The sequence below is a fragment of the Amycolatopsis suaedae genome, assembly GCF_004214935.1.
GTDB classification, from domain to species: Bacteria; Actinomycetota; Actinomycetes; order Mycobacteriales; family Pseudonocardiaceae; genus Amycolatopsis; species Amycolatopsis suaedae.
In genome coordinates this window covers 253,777-270,942 of sequence record NZ_SFCC01000011.1, presented here as the reverse complement: position 1 = coordinate 270,942, position 17,166 = coordinate 253,777, and the positions used below count along the sequence as shown (strand labels likewise).

The 17,166-nt window shown below is 71.0% G+C and carries 16 protein-coding genes; 5 read left to right on the top strand and 11 right to left on the bottom strand.

The window, feature by feature from the left end:
* Positions 1-41 precede the first annotated feature (41 nt).
* From moaA to EWH70_RS22960, 3 genes are all read left to right on the top strand, one after another.
* Positions 42-1,097 carry a GTP 3',8-cyclase MoaA gene (gene moaA / locus EWH70_RS22970; protein ID WP_130477544.1) on the top strand — a complete coding sequence of 352 codons (1,056 nt, stop codon included), beginning with the start codon at positions 42-44 and terminating at the stop codon, positions 1,095-1,097.
* The gene (locus EWH70_RS22965; protein WP_130477543.1) at positions 1,098-1,382 is read left to right on the top strand and encodes a MoaD/ThiS family protein; all 285 of its coding nucleotides are present in this window, start codon (positions 1,098-1,100) and stop codon (positions 1,380-1,382) included.
* A 456-nt stretch (positions 1,383-1,838) separates the two neighbouring features.
* The gene (locus EWH70_RS22960) at positions 1,839-2,465 is read left to right on the top strand and encodes a LysM peptidoglycan-binding domain-containing protein (RefSeq protein ID WP_130477542.1); all 627 of its coding nucleotides are present in this window, start codon (positions 1,839-1,841) and stop codon (positions 2,463-2,465) included.
* A gap of 272 nt (positions 2,466-2,737) precedes the next feature.
* On the opposite strand, the gene EWH70_RS22955 is transcribed toward EWH70_RS22960, so the two are convergent.
* The 5 genes from EWH70_RS22955 to EWH70_RS22935 form a co-directional block, all read right to left on the bottom strand.
* Positions 2,738-3,664, bottom strand: a complete 927-nt coding sequence (locus EWH70_RS22955) for a molybdenum cofactor biosynthesis protein MoaE (RefSeq protein WP_130477541.1) — start codon at positions 3,662-3,664, stop codon at positions 2,738-2,740.
* Positions 3,661-4,134, bottom strand: a complete 474-nt coding sequence (moaC, locus tag EWH70_RS22950) for a cyclic pyranopterin monophosphate synthase MoaC (RefSeq protein WP_130477540.1) — start codon at positions 4,132-4,134, stop codon at positions 3,661-3,663. The genes EWH70_RS22955 and moaC overlap by 4 nt, the downstream gene beginning before the upstream one ends.
* Positions 4,135-4,144: 10 nt before the next feature.
* A complete protein-coding gene (locus EWH70_RS22945; RefSeq protein ID WP_130477539.1) occupies positions 4,145-5,533 on the bottom strand; it encodes an NAD-dependent malic enzyme in 1,389 nt (462 codons plus the stop codon).
* 96 nt (positions 5,534-5,629) lie between these two features.
* On the bottom strand, positions 5,630-5,818 hold the full coding sequence (locus EWH70_RS22940) for a hypothetical protein (protein WP_130477538.1): 189 nt from the start codon (positions 5,816-5,818) through the stop codon (positions 5,630-5,632).
* A 63-nt stretch (positions 5,819-5,881) separates the two neighbouring features.
* Complete coding sequence (locus tag EWH70_RS22935) at positions 5,882-7,231, bottom strand: serine hydrolase domain-containing protein (protein WP_130477537.1); 1,350 nt, start codon at positions 7,229-7,231, stop codon at positions 5,882-5,884.
* Positions 7,232-7,264: 33 nt separating this feature from the next.
* Here EWH70_RS22935 and EWH70_RS22930 point away from each other — a divergent pair, with 33 nt between their 5' ends.
* Positions 7,265-9,529 (top strand): helicase-associated domain-containing protein, encoded by a 2,265-nt coding sequence (locus EWH70_RS22930; RefSeq protein ID WP_130477536.1) that lies wholly within the window; start codon positions 7,265-7,267, stop codon positions 9,527-9,529.
* Here EWH70_RS22930 and EWH70_RS22925 read toward each other — a convergent pair.
* From EWH70_RS22925 to EWH70_RS22900, 6 genes are all read right to left on the bottom strand, one after another.
* A complete protein-coding gene (locus EWH70_RS22925; protein WP_130477535.1) occupies positions 9,526-10,182 on the bottom strand; it encodes a DUF742 domain-containing protein in 657 nt (218 codons plus the stop codon). The two genes, EWH70_RS22930 and EWH70_RS22925, sit on opposite strands and share 4 nt — an antisense overlap.
* A 7-nt stretch (positions 10,183-10,189) precedes the next feature.
* Positions 10,190-10,609, bottom strand: a complete 420-nt coding sequence (locus EWH70_RS22920; RefSeq protein WP_130477534.1) for a roadblock/LC7 domain-containing protein — start codon at positions 10,607-10,609, stop codon at positions 10,190-10,192.
* A 122-nt stretch (positions 10,610-10,731) separates the two neighbouring features.
* A complete protein-coding gene (locus EWH70_RS22915) occupies positions 10,732-11,340 on the bottom strand; it encodes a GTP-binding protein (protein ID WP_130477533.1) in 609 nt (202 codons plus the stop codon).
* Complete coding sequence (locus EWH70_RS22910; RefSeq protein ID WP_130477532.1) at positions 11,321-12,082, bottom strand: DUF742 domain-containing protein; 762 nt, start codon at positions 12,080-12,082, stop codon at positions 11,321-11,323. Before EWH70_RS22910 ends, EWH70_RS22915 begins: the two co-directional genes overlap by 20 nt.
* 92 nt (positions 12,083-12,174) lie before the next feature.
* Positions 12,175-12,642, bottom strand: coding sequence for a roadblock/LC7 domain-containing protein (locus tag EWH70_RS22905; RefSeq protein ID WP_165436368.1), 468 nt, complete (start codon positions 12,640-12,642; stop codon positions 12,175-12,177).
* 2 nt (positions 12,643-12,644) lie between these two features.
* The gene (locus tag EWH70_RS22900) at positions 12,645-15,503 is read right to left on the bottom strand and encodes a sensor histidine kinase (RefSeq protein WP_240687149.1); all 2,859 of its coding nucleotides are present in this window, start codon (positions 15,501-15,503) and stop codon (positions 12,645-12,647) included.
* A gap of 706 nt (positions 15,504-16,209) precedes the next feature.
* Between EWH70_RS22900 and EWH70_RS22895 the strand changes: the two genes are divergently transcribed.
* The gene (locus EWH70_RS22895; RefSeq protein ID WP_130477530.1) at positions 16,210-17,151 is read left to right on the top strand and encodes a glutamate ABC transporter substrate-binding protein; all 942 of its coding nucleotides are present in this window, start codon (positions 16,210-16,212) and stop codon (positions 17,149-17,151) included.
* Positions 17,152-17,166: the final 15 nt, after the last annotated feature.

Genomic DNA, 17,166 nt, shown 5'->3' with positions numbered 1-17,166 from the left:
AAAAGCTATCGATCGTATGATCGCCGGTTAGGCTGGACATGATGACGGCGGTAAACCTCGGGATCCCCCGTGTCGCCAGCGTTCCGGCCTCGCCCCGCCCGGACACCCCCGCGCTGGTTGACAGCTTCGGCAGAGTGGCCACCGACCTGCGGGTCTCGTTGACCGACCGGTGCAATCTCCGCTGCACGTACTGCATGCCCGCCGAGGGCCTCGACTGGATGCCCAGCTCGCAGGTGCTCACCGACGACGAGCTGCTGCGGCTCATGCGGATCGCCGTGGAGTCGCTCGGTATCACCGACATCCGGCTCACCGGCGGCGAACCCTTGATGCGCAAGGGTTTGACCGGCCTGGTCGCCGGGATGGCGGCGCTGCGGCCGCGGCCCCGGCTGTCAATGACCACCAACGGCATCGGGCTGGCGGCCCGCGCGGCCGAGCTGGTCGACGCCGGCCTGGACCGGATCAATGTGTCCCTGGACACATTGGACGAGGAACTGTTCCGGCAGATCACCCGCCGGGACCGGCTGCGGCACGTACTGGAGGGCCTCGCGGCCGCGAAGGCGGCTGGGCTGGAGCCGGTGAAGATCAACGCGGTGCTGCTGCGTGGCGTCAACGAACACGAGGCCGTGACGCTGCTGCGGTTCGCCCTCGACAACGGCTACCACCTGCGGTTCATCGAGCAGATGCCGCTGGACGCCCAGCACGGCTGGCGGCGCGACGAGATGGTGACCGCCGGGGAGATCCTCGACCTGCTGCGGTCCGAGTTCACCCTCACCGTCTCCGATGAGCCCAGGGGCGGCGCGCCGGCCGAGAAGTGGACCGTCGACGGCGGGCCCGGCGAGGTCGGTGTCATCGCGTCGGTCACGCGGCCGTTCTGCTCGGCCTGTGAGCGCACCAGGCTGACCGCGGACGGCGCGGTGCGGTCCTGCCTGTTCAGCAACTCCGAGACCGACCTACGCGCGCTCGCGCGCGCGGGCGCGCGCGATGAGGAGATAGCGCGGGCGTGGCGGGACACGATGTGGGGCAAACTTGCCGGGCACGAGATCAACGAGGCCGGGTTCGCGCAGCCGATCCGGCCGATGAGCGCGATCGGGGGCTAGATGTCCGTGTCTGCCGAGGTGGGCCAGCACGCGACGACGGTGCACGTGCGGTTCTTCGCCTCCGCACGGGCCGCCGCGGGGGTGGAGAGCGAGCTGCTCAGTCTGCCGGCCGGGTCCAGGGTGACCGACGCGCTGGCTGAGCTGCGGGACCGGCACCCGGAGGGGCTGCCGAAGGTCCTGGAGGTCTCCAGCTACCTGCTGGACGGCGTAGCGGTCCGGGACGTGGACAACCCGCTGCCGGACGGCGCGGAACTCGACGTGCTGCCGCCGTTCGCGGGCGGTTGAACAGCGTTTCGGAGCCGGTTCGACGACGTTCACGAACGGTCCATTCGGAGGCAGAGCACGTGACCCAAACCTCACGATCAGTGATTTATCTCGGGCAGGAAACGGCCTGATAACGGTGGTCTGACCTGCGAAAACATGCTCATCGCCAAAGGTTGCGTGCTGTTACTGTGACGTAGGTCACGCCTCGAATAATTTCCCATCACGTTCGTCGTTACGTACCGTCGCTTTTCGGTTGGCCCCGACCGACCACGAGCAAGACCGGGATTCCAGAACGCCGAACCCTGTCCGACGGGATCCCGGAACCAACCCCGAGCGAAAGAACTTCTGGACAGGGGCGAGGGGGACCACGGCAGCCGCCCCCGCGGCAGCCAGGTCAGCCGGTCCGCGACCGGCCGGGCTTTCCCGAGCCCGCCCGCAGCGCTGCACGCGCAGGCGTGGAAGTGAGAGCTGTAACTGATGTCTTACCGAGGCAAGCACCGCAAGGCTTCCGCAGCCACCCGTCACATCGCTCGCGTCGTCGTCGGCGGTCTCGCCGTCGGCGCCCCGCTGGCCATCGCCGCGACCCCCGCGTCGGCGTCGCCGAACTGGGACGCGATCGCGCACTGCGAGAGCACCGGCAACTGGAGCATCAACACCGGTAACGGCTACTACGGTGGTCTGCAGTTCGACAAGCGGACCTGGCAGGCGTACGGCGGCCAGGGCCTGCCGCACCAGGCCAGCAAGTCCGAGCAGATCGCCGTCGCCGAGCGCCTGTACGCCGCCCGTGGCACCTCGCCGTGGCCGCACTGTGGCAAGAAGGGCGGCTCGTCCGCCAGCTACAAGAGCAAGAACACCCAGGGTGCCAAGAAGGCTCCGGCCAAGCAGAAGAGCACCAAGCCGGTTCAGCAGAGCGCTCCGGTCGTCGCGGGTGTCGCCAAGTCCAACCCGAACGGCGACTACACCGTTGCCGCCGGCGACACGCTGTCGAAGATCGCCAAGCAGCTGAACGTCGAGGGTGGCTGGCAGAAGCTCCACGAGCTGAACAAGGACTTCATCTCCGACGCGAACCTGATCGTCGTCGGTCAGAAGATCGCCACCAAGTAGTTCGTAAGGGTCACGTCCCGGCCGACCCCGAGCCGGCCGGTCCACGGCCCTGCAGGGTCCCACCGCCATCCCCCGGGCGGTGGGGCCCTGTTTTCGTCTGTGCCCCCACCCGCCCCACGCGCGAGTCGTACGTTCCCACGCGCGAGTTGACCGTTCCGGCCCCGCGAGTCCACCGTTGCCGACCCGCGAGTTGACCGCTCCCGCCCCGACCCGACCGGCTTTAGCCCGCTAAAGCTGGTCGGCCGCGCACGCAACGTGCGGCTCGCGCGGCGTCAGGGGGAGTTGACCCACTCGTCGGTGCCGTCGTCGAAGCTCTGGTGCTTCCACACCGGCAGCCGGGCCTTGACCTCGTCGACCAGCTCCGCGCAGGCCGCGAACGCCTCCCTGCGGTGCTCACCGGCCACGGCGCAGGCCAGCGCCACGTCGCCGATCTCCAGCTTGCCCAGCCGGTGGCTCACCGCGACCGCCCGCACGCCCTGCACCCGCCCGGCAACCTCGGCGACCACCCTGGCCAGCACCTCGCCCGCGCTCGGGTGCCCCTCGTAGAACAGGCCCCGCACGCCCTTGCCGCCGTCGTGGTCCCGCACCACCCCGGCGAACGTCACGACGGCGCCCGCCGCCCGGTCACCGACCAGCTCGGCGTGCTCCTCCACCGACAGCTCGGCCTCGGTCACCTGCGCCAGCGCCACCCGCGCGGGCACCCCGCCCGCCTCCGGCGCGGCCGGCACGTGGTCGCCGCCGTGCAGCTGGTCCAGCGCGTGGTCGAGCAGGCCGTCGAGGACCTCCAGGCCGTCGGCGACGCCACCACGCGACCCCGGCAGGTTCACCACCAGCGTCCGCCCGGCCACCCCGGCCAGCCCCCGCGACAGCACCGCCGTCGGCACGGCAGGCAACCCGGCCGCCCGCACGGCGTCCGCAACGCCCGGCAGCTCGTAGTCCAGCAGCGGCGCGGTGGCCTCCGGCGTCCGATCGGTCGGCGACACGCCGGTGCCGCCCGTCGTGATGACCACCTGGACGTCCTCGGCCAGACACGCCCGCAACGCCCGCGCCACCGGCTCGCCGTCGGGCACCACGATCGGCTCAGGCACGTCGAAGGACCGTTCGGCCAGCCACTCGGCGATGATCGGCCCGGTCCGGTCGGGGTACACCCCCTCCGCGGCCCGGTTGGACGCCACGATCACCCGCGCCGAACGGCTCACGACCCACGCTCCCAGAGTCCCGTCTTGCCACCGGTCTTGCGTTCCAGCCGCACCTGGTCCAGCGTCGCAGCCGGATCGACGGCCTTGACCATGTCATGCACGGCCAGCCCGGCCACCGCCACCGCGGTCAGCGCCTCCATCTCGACGCCCGTGCGGTCGGTCGTGCGCGCCGCGGCCGTGATCCGCACCGCCGCGTCCTCCAGCGTGAAGTCGACGTCCACGCCGGTCAGCGCGATCTGGTGACACAGCGGGATCAGCTCCGACGTGCGCTTGGCGCCCATGATGCCCGCGATCCTGGCGACCGCCAGCGCGTCACCCTTGGCCAGCTCACCGCCGCGCAGCAGCTCGACCACCCGCTCCGTCGTACGCACCACCCCGGTGGCCACAGCCTCCCGCGCGGACGCGGACTTACCGGAGACGTCGACCATCCGAGCGGCACCCGACTCGTCGACGTGGCTGAGTTCACTCACGCCCCCGAGACTAGGCCTCCCGCTGGGCCGCCGCCTTCACCGCACCCGCCACCGCACTGGAAACGGCCGGATCGAACACGCTGGGCACGATGAACGACGCGTTCAGCCGGTCGCCGTCCACCACGTCCGCGATCGCGTCGGCGGCGGCCAGCAGCATGGCGTCGTCGATGTGCCGGGCCTGCGCGTCCAGCAGCCCGCGGAAGACGCCGGGGAACGCGAGCACGTTGTTGATCTGGTTCGGGTAGTCGCTACGCCCGGTGGCCACCACCGCCGCGTGCTTCTGCGCCTCCAGCGGGTCGATCTCCGGGTCCGGGTTGGCCAGCGCGAACACCACCGCGTCGTCGGCCATGGTCGCCACCTGCTCGGCCCCGAACAGGTTCGGCGCCGACACCCCGATGAACACGTCCGCGCCGACCAGCGCCTCGTGCAACGTGCCCGACACGTTGTGCTTGTTGGTGTGCTCGGCGACCCAGCGCAGGTTGTCGTCCAGGTTGTCCCGTCCGGAGTGGACGATGCCGTCGATGTCGGCCGCCACGACGTCGCCCGGTCCCTTGCGCTGCAGCAGCCGGATGATGGCCGAACCCGCGGCGCCGACACCGCTGACCACGACCTTGCAGTCCTCCAGCCGCTTGCCGACCACCCGCAACGCGTTACGCAGCGCCGCGACCACGACGATCGCCGTGCCGTGCTGGTCGTCGTGGAACACCGGGATGTCCAGCTGCTCCCGCAGGCGCGCCTCGATCTCGAAGCAACGCGGCGCGGCGATGTCCTCCAGGTTGATACCCGCGTACACCGGGGCCAGCGCCTTCACCGTGCGGATGATCTCCTCGGTGTCCTGGGTGTCCAGGCACACCGGCCACGCGTCGACGTCGGCGAACTTCTTGAACAGCGCCGCCTTGCCCTCCATCACCGGAAGCGCGGCCGCCGGGCCGATGTTGCCAAGGCCCAGCACCGCCGAACCGTCGGTGACCACGGCGACCGTGTTGCGCTTGATCGTCAGCCTGCGCGCGTCCTCCGGGTTGGCCGCGATCGCCTGGCAGACCCGGGCCACGCCCGGCGTGTACGCCCGCGAGAGGTCGTCACGGTTACGCAGCGCGACCTTCGGGTTCACCTCGAGCTTGCCACCGAGGTGAATCAGGAACGTCCGGTCGGACACCTTCCGCACCCGGACGCCGGGCAGCGCGTCCAGCGCCTGCGTGATGTCCTCCGCGTGGTTGGCGGACAGGACGTTGGCGCTGATGTCCACGACGATCGAGTCGGCGTGCGACTCGACGACGTCGAACGCCGTCAGCACACCGCCGACACGACCGACCGCGCTGGTCAGGTCGCCCGCGGCGGACGCCGAGGACGGCGCCTCCACGCGAACGGTGATCGAGTAACCGGGACCCGGAACGGGCATGGGCGCACCCCCGCGAGGCTGGTGATCTGATGTCTACTCAGGACATTAGCCCCGTGGCCCCGGTCACCCGGCACCTGCCGGTAAACCCGCCGGTAACTAATCCCGGTTGATCGTGGTCTCCGGGTGCACGTACGGCACCGAGTCCAGCGGGAACGTCACATCGCCGTACGGCGACAACGCGCCCTGCCGGTCGGCGGCCAGCTCGGAAACGGGGTGCTCGCCATCGGGCACCTCGGGCCAGTGCGGGTCGACCCCGTGCTTCCTGCCGTCCTTCGCCTTGGCCACGTCTTCCTCCCGTGCAAGTTCACGTCACGCTCGTGCACAGTGTGCCCGACGCACCCCGCGCGCTCACCACCAGCCAGCCGTGCCCAGCGCCAGAAGGGCCGTCGACACAAGCCAGGCAGCCGAATGGGCCGTTCGCCGGAACCAGGTCCCCCTGGAGCCGAGGGTAGGCCATTGGGACGACAGGGTGACGGTGGTGACGGCCAGGGACGCGACCGTCGCCGGCCAGAGCACGCGAAACCACCAGGCGTCCGGAGCCAGGTTCCACGACGCGAGTGTCACGGCCGCCGACGCCAGCAGCACCGTCGGGCCACTCACGCGATCCAGCCCGCGCCGCCACACCAGCAACGGCGGCACCACCAGCACACCCAGCGACACCACCCCCAGCGCCACCACCAGCACCAGCGGCTCCGGCGGCACCACACCCGGCGCCGCCGGCAACCCCAGCAACTCCATCCCCAGCGGCTCCACCGACCGCGACGTGTTGCCCAGCACCACCACACCGCGACCCTCGTCGGTCACCGCCACGAACGACCCCGCCCCGGCGAACCCGCCACTGTGCAGGCTCATCCCCGCCACCCGTACCCAGCCGAACCCCGACCGCGCCCCGGCCACGACGGGAGCCGCCAGCAACCGCGCCAGGTCAACCGCGCTCGCGTACACCCCGGCACCCGCCGGCTCCAGCCCGGCCACCACCACCGGCGCCACCGGACGGCCCAGCTCGTCACCCGGATCCGCCGCCCCCGGCGGCACCTCGCCCACCGCCGCACCCGCCACCAGGCGCGTTCGCAGCAACTGCCCGTACGACATGCCCGCTCGCGCCGCCAGCGCCTGCCCCAGCACACCCATGCCCAGATTCGAGTAGTCGAACCGGCCCCGGCTGCCCAGATCCGCCGCCAACAGCGCCGCCACCGCCGCTACCACGTCACCCGGATCACCCGAGTCCAGCACCGGCCCGCCGAACACCGCGGGCACCGACCGCCACCACGCTCCCGGCAACCGCGCCCCGATCCCGGACCGGTGCGTCGCCAGCTCCGCCAGCGACACCCCCGCCACCACCGGATCGGCGAACCGGCCAGCGCCGAACACCTCACCCAGCGTCGTCGCGGGCGTCACCTCACCCCGGCCCACCGCGTCCGCCAGCAGCGACCCGGTCAGCGCCTTCGCCACCGACGCCAGCTGGAACGGCGTCCCCGGATCCGCGCCCAGTCCCGCCACCCGCACGGCACCCCGGTCCACCACCGCCACCGACAACCGGTCGTAACCCGCACCGCCGTGCCGCTCCACAACCCGCGCCAGCGCCTCGGCCAGCTCCCCGTCACCGTGCCGGTCCGTCCTCGGCGACACCGGCGCGGGCACCACCAGCAACGCCCCCAGCCCCGCCAGCACCGCGACCACCACCAGCAGCACCCGCATCGCCGGAGTGTGTCAGATATCGTGAGCAGACCCATGCCGAACAGCGACAACGCGAGTACCGGCTCCCTGGCCGACTGGCTGCGCTCGGTCACCGACGACGCCCTGACCGACCTGCTGCACGCCCGCCGCGACCTCGCCACCCCACCCCCGACCAGCAGCACCGTGCTGGCCACCCGGGCAGGCACACCCGGCTCGATCGCCCGCGCCTGCGAGGACCTCGACACCGTCACCCTCGCCGTGTACGAGGCGATGCTCGTCGTGCACGCCGACGCCGACCCCACCAGCCGCGACCGGCTCGTCGAACTGGCCGGCCTCGAACCCGCCGACATCGACGCCGCACTCGACCGCCTCAGGGCCCGCGCACTGGCCTGGGGCGACGACGAAGCCATCCGCGTACCGCCCGCCGCCCGCGACGTCTTCGGCGCCCACCCCGCCGGCCTCGGCAACCCCGCCCCCGACCTGCCCGACTTCGACCTCGACGAACTCAGCGACGCCGAACGGGCCCTGCTGACCACCCTCGCCCCCGGCCCGCCCGTCGGCCGCACCCGCGACGCCGGCATCCACGTCCCGCTGTCCTCGGCCCGCACCCCCGCCCAGAAACTGCTCGCCCGCGGCCTGCTCGTCCGCCGCGACAGCGAAACCGTCGAACTGCCCCTGCAGATCGGCCTCGCCCTGCGCGGCGGCCACATCCACGCCCCCGGCACCCTCGCGCCCCCGCGCCTGGACACCCACCCGCACGCACCGGCCACCGTCGACGAGACCGCCGCCGGCGAAGCCATGGAGTTCATCCGGCACACCGAAGCCCTGCTCACGCTCTGGTCCGGACAACCACCACCGGTACTCAAAGCAGGCGGGCTCGGCGTACGGGAACTGCGGCGGCTCACCCGCGAACTCGACGTCGACGAACCCCGGGCCGTGCTCATCGCCGAACTCGTCGTCGGCGCCGGCCTCGTCGCCGACGACCAGAACACCACCCCGGAATGGGTCCCCACCACGCTCACCGACAGCTGGCTCGCCTCCACCCCCGACGCCCGCTGGACCCTGCTCGCCCAGACCTGGCTCGACCTGCCCCGCCTGCCCGGCCTCGCCGGCCACCGCGACGCCAAGGACAAGCCCATCGCCCCGCTCGCCGACGAACTACGCAGGCCACTCGCCCCCGTCGCCCGCCGCCGCACCCTCGCCGCCCTCGCCGACCTTCCACCCGGCACCGGCGTGCACAGCGCCGACGACCTCACCGCCACCCTCGCCTGGCGCGCACCCCGCCGCGGCGGGCGGCTACGCGACGAAATGGTCCGCTGGACCATGGCCGAAGCCGCCGCGATCGGCGCGATCGCGCTCGGCGCCGTCACCACCGCCACCAGGGCCCTGCTCGACGACGACCGCCCCCGCGCCGGACAGGCCATGGCCGACGCCATGCCCGACCCCGTCGACAAGGTCCTCGTGCAGGCCGACCTGACCGTCGTCGCCCCCGGGCCACTCGAACCCGAACTGGCCACCGAGATCCTCGCCGTCGCCGACGTCGAATCCGCCGGCCACGCCACCGTCTACCGCATCACCGAACACACCGTCCGCCGCGCACTCGACACCGGCCGCACCGCCGCCGAACTACACGCCCTGTTCAGCCAGCGCTCCGCCACCCCGGTGCCGCAGGCCCTGACCTACCTCATCGACGACGTCGCCCGCCGCCACGGCCGCCTGCGCGGCGGCGTCGCCGGATCGTTCCTGCGCTGCGACGACGAAAGCCTGCTCGCCGAAGTCGTCCGCACCCCCGCCGCCACCGAACTCGAACTACGCCAGATCGCCCCGACCGTCCTGGTCAGCCCGCTGCCACTGGCCGACGTACTGGACACCCTGCGCGACGCCGGCTTCGCCCCCGCAGCCGAAGGCCCCGACGGCCGCATCATGGACCTCACCCGCGCCCGCGGCCGCCGCACCCCGGCCCGCTCCCGCACCGCGCCCCGGCCCGCACCCGACCAGGCCACCGTCGACCCCGGGCAACTACGCGCCATCGTCGCCCACATCCGCGCAGGCGACCGCGCCGCGACCACCCGCAAAGGCACCACCGTCCGCCTGCCCAGCGGAGGCGGCGGCGCCGACACCGCCCTCACCCTCGCACTGCTGTCCCAGGCCACCCGCGAACAACGCGAAGTCTGGATCGGATTCGTCGACGCCCACGGCACCGCCCGCCAGCGCGTCGTCACCCCGGCCAGGGTCGGCGGCGGCGTACTGGAAAGCACCGAGAACGAGCGCTACCCCCTGCACCGCATCACGTCGGTAGCCCTCGTCGAAGACGCCTAGAGGTTCCGCAGGCCCTGCAGCACCCGGTCCATGAACTCCAGCGCCGACCGGTCACCCAGCACCAGGCTCGACGCGTGCACCAGCACCAGGCCGGCGTCGGCCATGTCACCCACCAGCACCTTCACCACCCCCAGCGGCAACCGCAGGTGCGCGGCGATCTCCGCCACCGACCGCGTCTGCACACACAGATCGCAGATCAGCCGGTGCTCCACCGACGCCGCGCCGTGATACCGGCGCCCCTGCTCGGTCGTCGAGATCAACGCCTCCAGCGCCAGATTGTGCTCGGAGTGCGTACGGCCACCGGTCCGGGTGTACGGCCGCACCAGCGTCCGCGTCGACGCCCGCCCCACCTGCCGAGCGGGCGCCGGAATCCCGGCCGACCGCACCGCGGCCGGCATCGGCACCGGGGTCTCGTCCGGCGGCTCGGACGGCCAGTGGATCGCCTGCGGGACCACCTCCGGCGCGGGCGGCGGAGGCGGTGGCTGCGGCGGGGGAGGTGGTGGAGCCGGCGACGGCCGCGGGTTCCTGCGCGGCAGGAAACGCGCGATGTCGAACCGGCTCGGGTCGTCCAGCCCCTCCCGCTCGGTCGCCGAGTGCAGCGCCGACCACTCGGCGCCAGGTTCCTGGTCGTCGTTACGTGGAATCCGAATCATTCGCCAGCTACCGCACGCCACCCTGCAACTGCGCCCGCAACTCCGGCGTCAGCTGCTCACCGACCCTGTCCACCAGCAACGTCATCTCGTAGGCGACGGTACCGATGTCACTACCCGGCGCGGCGAGAACCGCGAGGCTGGACCCGTCACTGATCGACATCAGGAACAGGTACCCGCGCTCCATCTCCACCACGGTCTGGTTGACCGCACCCGCGTCGAAACACCGCGCGGCGCCCTGCGTCAGGCTGATCAAACCGGACGCCACCGCGGACAGCTGCTCGGCCCGCTCCCTCGGCAGACCGTCCGAAGCCGACAGCAACAACCCGTCCGCGGACACCACGACGGCGTGCGCCGCCCCCGGGACACGGCGTACGAAGTCGGTGATCAGCCAGCCGAAACTCCCGGACTGGGCGGCAGAAGCTGTCACTGTCCCCTCCTCAGGCGGATCGGCATCGGCTCCTGGTCAGCCTATTCATGATGCCGAACGTGTCGTAGGACGCTGGTGAGCATCGGCGAGTTCACGCGGATGGCCGCGCTCGAACGAGTGAATCAGCCCGCCTGCAGCGCCTTGTCGTGTGAGATCGCATGCTGAACGACGGCGATCAGCACCTGCTTCGCCGACTCCCGCTCCCGCGCGTCACACGCCATGATCGGCACCGACGGCGAGATCGTCAGCGCGTGCCGCACGTCCTCGATCTGGTGATGCAGCAACCTGTCGAAACAGTTGATCGCCACGACGTAGGGCAGCTTGCGATTCTCGAAGAAGTCGATGGACGGGAACGCGTCCGACAACCTCCGCGTGTCGACCAGCACCACCGCGCCGATAGCGCCCAGCGCCAGGTCGTCCCACATGAACCAGAACCGGTGCTGTCCCGGGGTACCGAAGACGTAGAGCACCAGATCCGAATCCAGGGAGATCCTGCCGAAGTCCATCGCCACGGTAGTGGTGGACTTGTTCGGCGTCGCCGACACGTCGTCGACGTTCACGGACGCCTCGGTCATCGAGGCCTCCGTGGTCAACGGGTCGATCTCGGAAACCGCGCCCACCAGGGTGGTCTTCCCCGCTCCGAACCCACCGGCGACAACGATCTTGGCCGACGACGTCGGCCCGGCGACCGCCGGTGTATTCGCGTCGGAGCTAAATTCTCCGAAGCCCACTGAGCACCCTTTCCATGAACTCGATGCTCGGCCGGTCTCCCACCACCGAGCTGCTGCTGTGTATCAATACCAGCCCGAGGCCGGCCACGTCACCGATGAGTACACGCACGACGCCGAGGGGTAACCGCAGCAGTGCGGCGACCTCCGCGACCGACCGGGTGTCCAGACACAGGTCGCAGATCGACCGGTGCTCGGGGACCCGCACCGAGTCGATCACCCGCCCACGCTCGCTCGTCGAGATCAGCGCCTCGATCGCGAGGTCGTAGGTCGGCTTCGTCCGGCCGCCGGTGCGGAAATACGGCCGCACCAGCCCGGAACTCTCCTGCGGCTCCTCCGGCGGCAGGGAACCCGATCTCGCCGAGGGAACACCGGCGAACTCACCGGTCCCCCCGGTGTTGAACGCGGCGAACCCGGCCGGCTCACCACCGATCGAGCTGCCACCGCCGTACAACTCCGAACCCGGACCGCTCAGCAGCCGGTCTCTGAAGTCGTCGACGTTGAACACGGACGGCCCGCCGAGCGACTCGCCATCCGCCTGCCGCAACCAGCCCGCTTCCTGGTCGCCTCCGGCACGGCCACCCGGCTCGGGTTCGCCGTCGCTGCGCCGGGCACGCCACTCGCGGTCGATTCGGTCCCGGAAGGTCTTCCAGTCCTCACTGGACGTCCCGCCCGCGTTGGCGTTGTCCGATTCACCCGGCCATCCCGCGCCGGAGAAGTCGCCCCTCGATCGTCCCGAGTCCACGACAGTCTCCCCGTCCTACCGCGGCCCCGCGCCGCAGCGCAGCGCACGTCCGCCGTCCACCTCGAGCACCAGCTTCACGCCTCTCACCTCGCCTACCGCCGCGCGGCACCCTGGAGCTGCGCGCGGAGTTCCGGGGTCAGCTGCTGGCCGACCCGCTCGACCAACAGCGTCATCTCGTACACCACCAGACCGATGTCACTGTCCGGCGAGCCCAGCACAGCCAGGCACGACCCGTCGGACACCGACATCAGGAACATGAAACCGTTGGCCATCTCGACCACCGTCTGTGCGACGCTGCCGCCGTCGAACACCTTCGCCGCACCGCGCGCCAGGCTGGTCAGCCCGGAGGCCACCGCCGCGAGCTGGTCGGCCCGGTCCTTCGGCAGGCCACGCGAGGCCGCCAGCAGCAGCCCGTCCGCGGACACCACGACCGCGTGTGCCGCGCCAGGAACCCTGTGCACGAAATCGGTGATGAGCCACGCGAAACCGCCCGGCTGGCCGTTCGTCGGCTTGCCCGGCTGTGCCGGGCCACCCGGCTGCACTGACCCCGCCCGTGTCACTGTCACTCCTTAGCGCTTGGTTCAGAAGGTCGTCCCGCCACACCGTTCGCCGGTACGGCCTCATCGTCTCGCGGCTCGGAGACATCAACAACACTGTCGTGCTCCGCGAGCGCATGCCTGCCGGACCGGTAGCCACGCTGGAAACTGGCCATCCGCTCCCGTGCGGCGGCGGCAGACCGGCCGGCACCGCCACCCGTGGCGGCACCCGCCTGCTGCTCACCGGCACCGTCGGCGAACATCGTCGTCTCCTCGCCGCCGACCGAGCCGGGTACCAAGTATGCGTTGGGCGTCCTCTTGGGCAGACCGGCCGGGGTGATTTCCTCGTCCTTGGACTCCAGCAGAGCCTGCGCCGCCAGCCACCCCTCGTCGGACGCGCTGCGCCAGCCTTCCGTCACGCCGCCTCCCTCGGCTCCCTCCGGGGCCGCGGCCTCCGCCGGCTCGCCTGCCTCGGCCTGACCGCCCTCGGCCTCACCGTCCTCGGCCTCGCTGAACCACCGCGACAGCACCGACTGGTAGATCGGCAGGCGGCGAGTGGGCACGTCGTCGTCCAGCGCACTGCCCACCTGCTCCTCCTGCGACTCCTCCGGCCTCGGCTCGGCCTTCGCCACCGGAACGTAGGTGGGCTCGCGCTTGGGCAGCTCCAGCCGCGGCGGCGCCGGCGCCTCGGCCGGGGCGGGCTGGTCGACGTCGGTCTGCGGAAACCCGTGCTCGTCGGCCCCGTGAGCCGGCTCCGGCGAAGTCTCGCGCTTCGGCGTCAGGAACGGGCCCGCGGCACTCACCGTGCCACCGACCAGGTCGTCCAGGCTGATCGGCTGGGCCAGCGGCACCAGCCCCTGTCCCTCGCGGGGCTGCGCCACCGGCTCCTGGCGAACGGCCGGCTGCGGGCCGGTCGACGGCGGCGGCGGGGTGCCGTCCGGACGCACCGGCGGAATCGACGGCAGCGACGTGTCCGTACGCGGCGGCCGCTCGCTCGGCGGCAGGTCGATCAGCAGGTTCTCCGGGACGACGACCCGGGCGACCGTGCCGCCGTCGATGTCCTCGTTCTCCCGCAGCTGCACCTCGATGTTGTGCCGCTTCGCCAGCCGCGCCACCACGTACAGGCCCATCCGGCGGGTCACCGAGACGTCCAGGTCCGGCGGGTCGGCCAGCCTGCGGTTGGACTCGGCCAGCTGCGCGTCGGACATCCCGACGCCCTTGTCGGTGATCTGGATGGCCAGCGACTTGCGCCTGGTCATCACCGCGCGGACGGTGACCTTCGTCTCCGGCTCGGAGAAGTAGGTGGCGTTGTCCAGCAGCTCGGCCAGCAGGTGCACCAGGTCGTGAATGGCCAGGCCCTGCACGGCCAGCGCGGGCACGACACCGACATCCACCCGCGAGTACTGCTCGATCTCCGACACCGCGGCACCGATCACGTCCGCGGCCGGCACCGGCCTTGGCACCGACTTGGCCAGACCCGCGCCGGAGAGCACCAGCAGGCTCTCGCCGTTGCGGCGCAACCGGGTCGCCAGGTGGTCCAGCTCGAACAGGCTCGCCAGATGGTCCGGATCCTGCTCGTCGGCCTCCAGCCGGTCGATCACACCCAGCTGCCGCTCCACCAGCCGCTGCGACCGCCGCGACAGGTTGACGAAGATGCCGTTGACGTTCTCCCGCAGCAGCGACTGCTCGGCCGCCAGCTGGACGGCCTTGCCGTGCACCGCGTCGAAGGCCCTGGCGACCTGGCCGATCTCCTCCGTCGTGTGCACCGGCACCGGCGCGACCGCCCGCTCGGCGGCGGCCTTCGGGTCCGACTCGGCCATGATCCGGTCGACGGCCTCCGGCAGGTGCTTGTTCGCCACCTCCAGCGCGTTGACCCGCAGCCTACGCAGCGGCCGCAGCATCGACCGGGCCACGATCGCCATCGTCAGCAACGCGATCAGCAGACCGGCGACGATGATCGCCGAGGTGATGATCAGCTCCCGCTGCACCGAGGTCAGCAGGCCGCCGGTGTAGGACTTGGCGTCGGCCAGCAGGGCCTCCTCGACCTGGCGGACCAGGTCCAGCGTCACCGCGGAGGCCTGACCGACCTGCGACGCGTCGATGCTCAGCTCCGGCAGCCCGGCCGCGGCCCGCTGCAGGGCCAGCTGCTGCAGCTGGAACCGGCGGGACACCTGCTCACCGACGACCGTGTTCGAGTAGACCTGCCGCGCCTGCGGCGTCGCCGAGTTGGTGAAGCTGTCGATGGCCGAGACCAGGTTCGCCTCGGCGGTGGTGATGCTGTTCAGCTCGGCGGGATCGAACTTGTTGCGGATCGTGGCGGTACGCAGGAACGCGTTCTGCTGGGCGGAGAACTCCTTGGCGTGGGCCAGCGCCGACAGCGCGTCGTGACGCTCCTGCAGCCCGGCGTCGGTGACGTCGGAACTGAAACTGTCCGACACCGCCAGCAGCGCCTCGACGACACCGGTGTAGGAGATCAGCGCCGCCGACGCCGGGAACGCCGTGTCCCCCGCGGAGACCCGCAGCTCACCCAGGCCACGCAGCCGGGTCAGTGCCTGCTCGTAGCGGCTGGCCGTTGGCGGGTCGTCGATCGTCTCGATGATGGACTCGGAGGCCCGCAGCTCGTTGGCGGCCGAATCCGAGCGGGTGATCTGGTCGTCCAGCTCACCACGGCCCTGCGGACGGCCGGAGATGATCCACGCGGCCATCGTCTCGCGTTCGCGCTGCACCTCGTGGACCGTCGCCGCGACCCGCTCACTCAGCTCGATCCGCTGCTGCGCGCGGTCGTAGACGCCGGTTTCCTCGAAGCCGTTGTAGATACGCAGGCCGGCCAGGAACAGTGCGGCGATCGTCGGAACGAGGAAAACCACGACCAGCTTGGCGCTCACCCGCCAGTTGGAAAGGCCCCGGGTCCGAGCCGGCCGCGTTACTCCGTTGGTGCCGTCGACGTTACTTCTCGCTGTCGCGCTATCACTTTGTGCGACACGAGGATCCGTCGAAGACACCGCCTTGCGACCGCGCTCCCCGCTGGTGAGCTGGGGCACCGAGGAGTTCCTTCCCGTTCGATGAAGCCGACTTTCCGCCTGCATCAGGTTCCCACGCGGCGAGAGCAGGGGGCGGCTCGGTCCGCGTGGGCGGATGACCGTGCGCTGCAAACCCCAGCGTGAATACAAGGCACAACTCACCCGATTGGGGCCTGAGAGTACCCAGTGCGGGGGAGAAACGGAAGGTCGACGTTCCTTATCACGGCTGCTCGAACGCAGTGCGCGAGGGTAGAAGTACCCAGAACCGGTTGCGGCGAGCGGAGGTCGAGCGTCCGGCCAGCGGTACGGCGACGCCGATTAATCGGACATCCAAGTGTCCACATGATGAGAAACGGATCAAGGTGTGACACCATGCCCGCCTTCGTCGCACGTACGGAAATCCCTGACCAGCGACGCTTGACGCCAGTACATGGACTGAACCATTCTTCGCACGTGCCGCGCACGCTTCCCCCGATGGAGCAGTGGCTGCCGCGGATCCCTCTACTGTCGGTAGACCGCCGGTCGCCAATGCCCGCGTGGCAGTCCTGGGTCAAGGAAGGAAATGTCGACCATGCGATTGGCGTCCTCGACGCGTACCCGGATCGCCGCGACGGCAGCCCTCGCCGTCATCGGCCTGACCGGTGCGTGTTCCTCGGACGGCGGCACCGTGCCGCCTCCGCCCGCCCCCGGCGGTCAGCAGAACACGCAGAGCTTCCTCGACCGGGCCCCCGTCGCCACGCCCGACGAACTGGCGAAGAGCCCGACGGCCACCGCCATCAAGCAGCGCGGTGAGCTGCTCATCGGCGGCTCGCTCGACGCGCCGCTGCTGTCCCAGCAGAACCCGACCACCGGCGAGACCGAGGGCTTCGACGCGATGCTGGGCAAGCTGCTGGCCAAGTACATCATCGGCGCGCCCAGCGCGAAGATCGTCAACTCCGGCTCGGAGACCCGCGAGGCGCTGCTGCAGAACAGCACGGTCGACGTCGTCTTCCAGACCTACACGATCACCCCGGAGCGGGCCCAGAAGGTCGCCTTCGCCGGGCCGTACCTGATCTCCGGCCAGGCCATCGCCGTGCTCAAGGGCAAGAACGGCATCACCAAGCCGTCCGACCTCAACGGCAAGAAGGTCATCGCGGGCGCCAACACCCCCGGCATCGACGCGATCAAGCAGCAGGCACCGCAGGCCGACATCGTCGCCTTCGGCACCGACCCGGAATGCGTCCAGGCGCTGGAGCAGGGCCGCGGCGACGCCTACGTGCAGGACCTGACGCTGCTCGCGGCCAGCGCCCGGCTCAACGACAAGATCGAGATCCGCGGCGAGCCGTTCACCAGCGACCCGTACGGCATCGGCCTCAAGCACGGCGACGACTCGTTCAAGCAGTTCGTCAACCAGTGGCTGACCAAGATCCAGGGCGCGGGCCTGTGGCAGCAGGCGTGGAAGGACTCCCTCGGCAGCGTCGTCGCCGGCGAGGCCCCGAACCCGCCCGCCATCGGTTCCGTCCCGGGCTCCTGAGGTCCACCGAAAGCT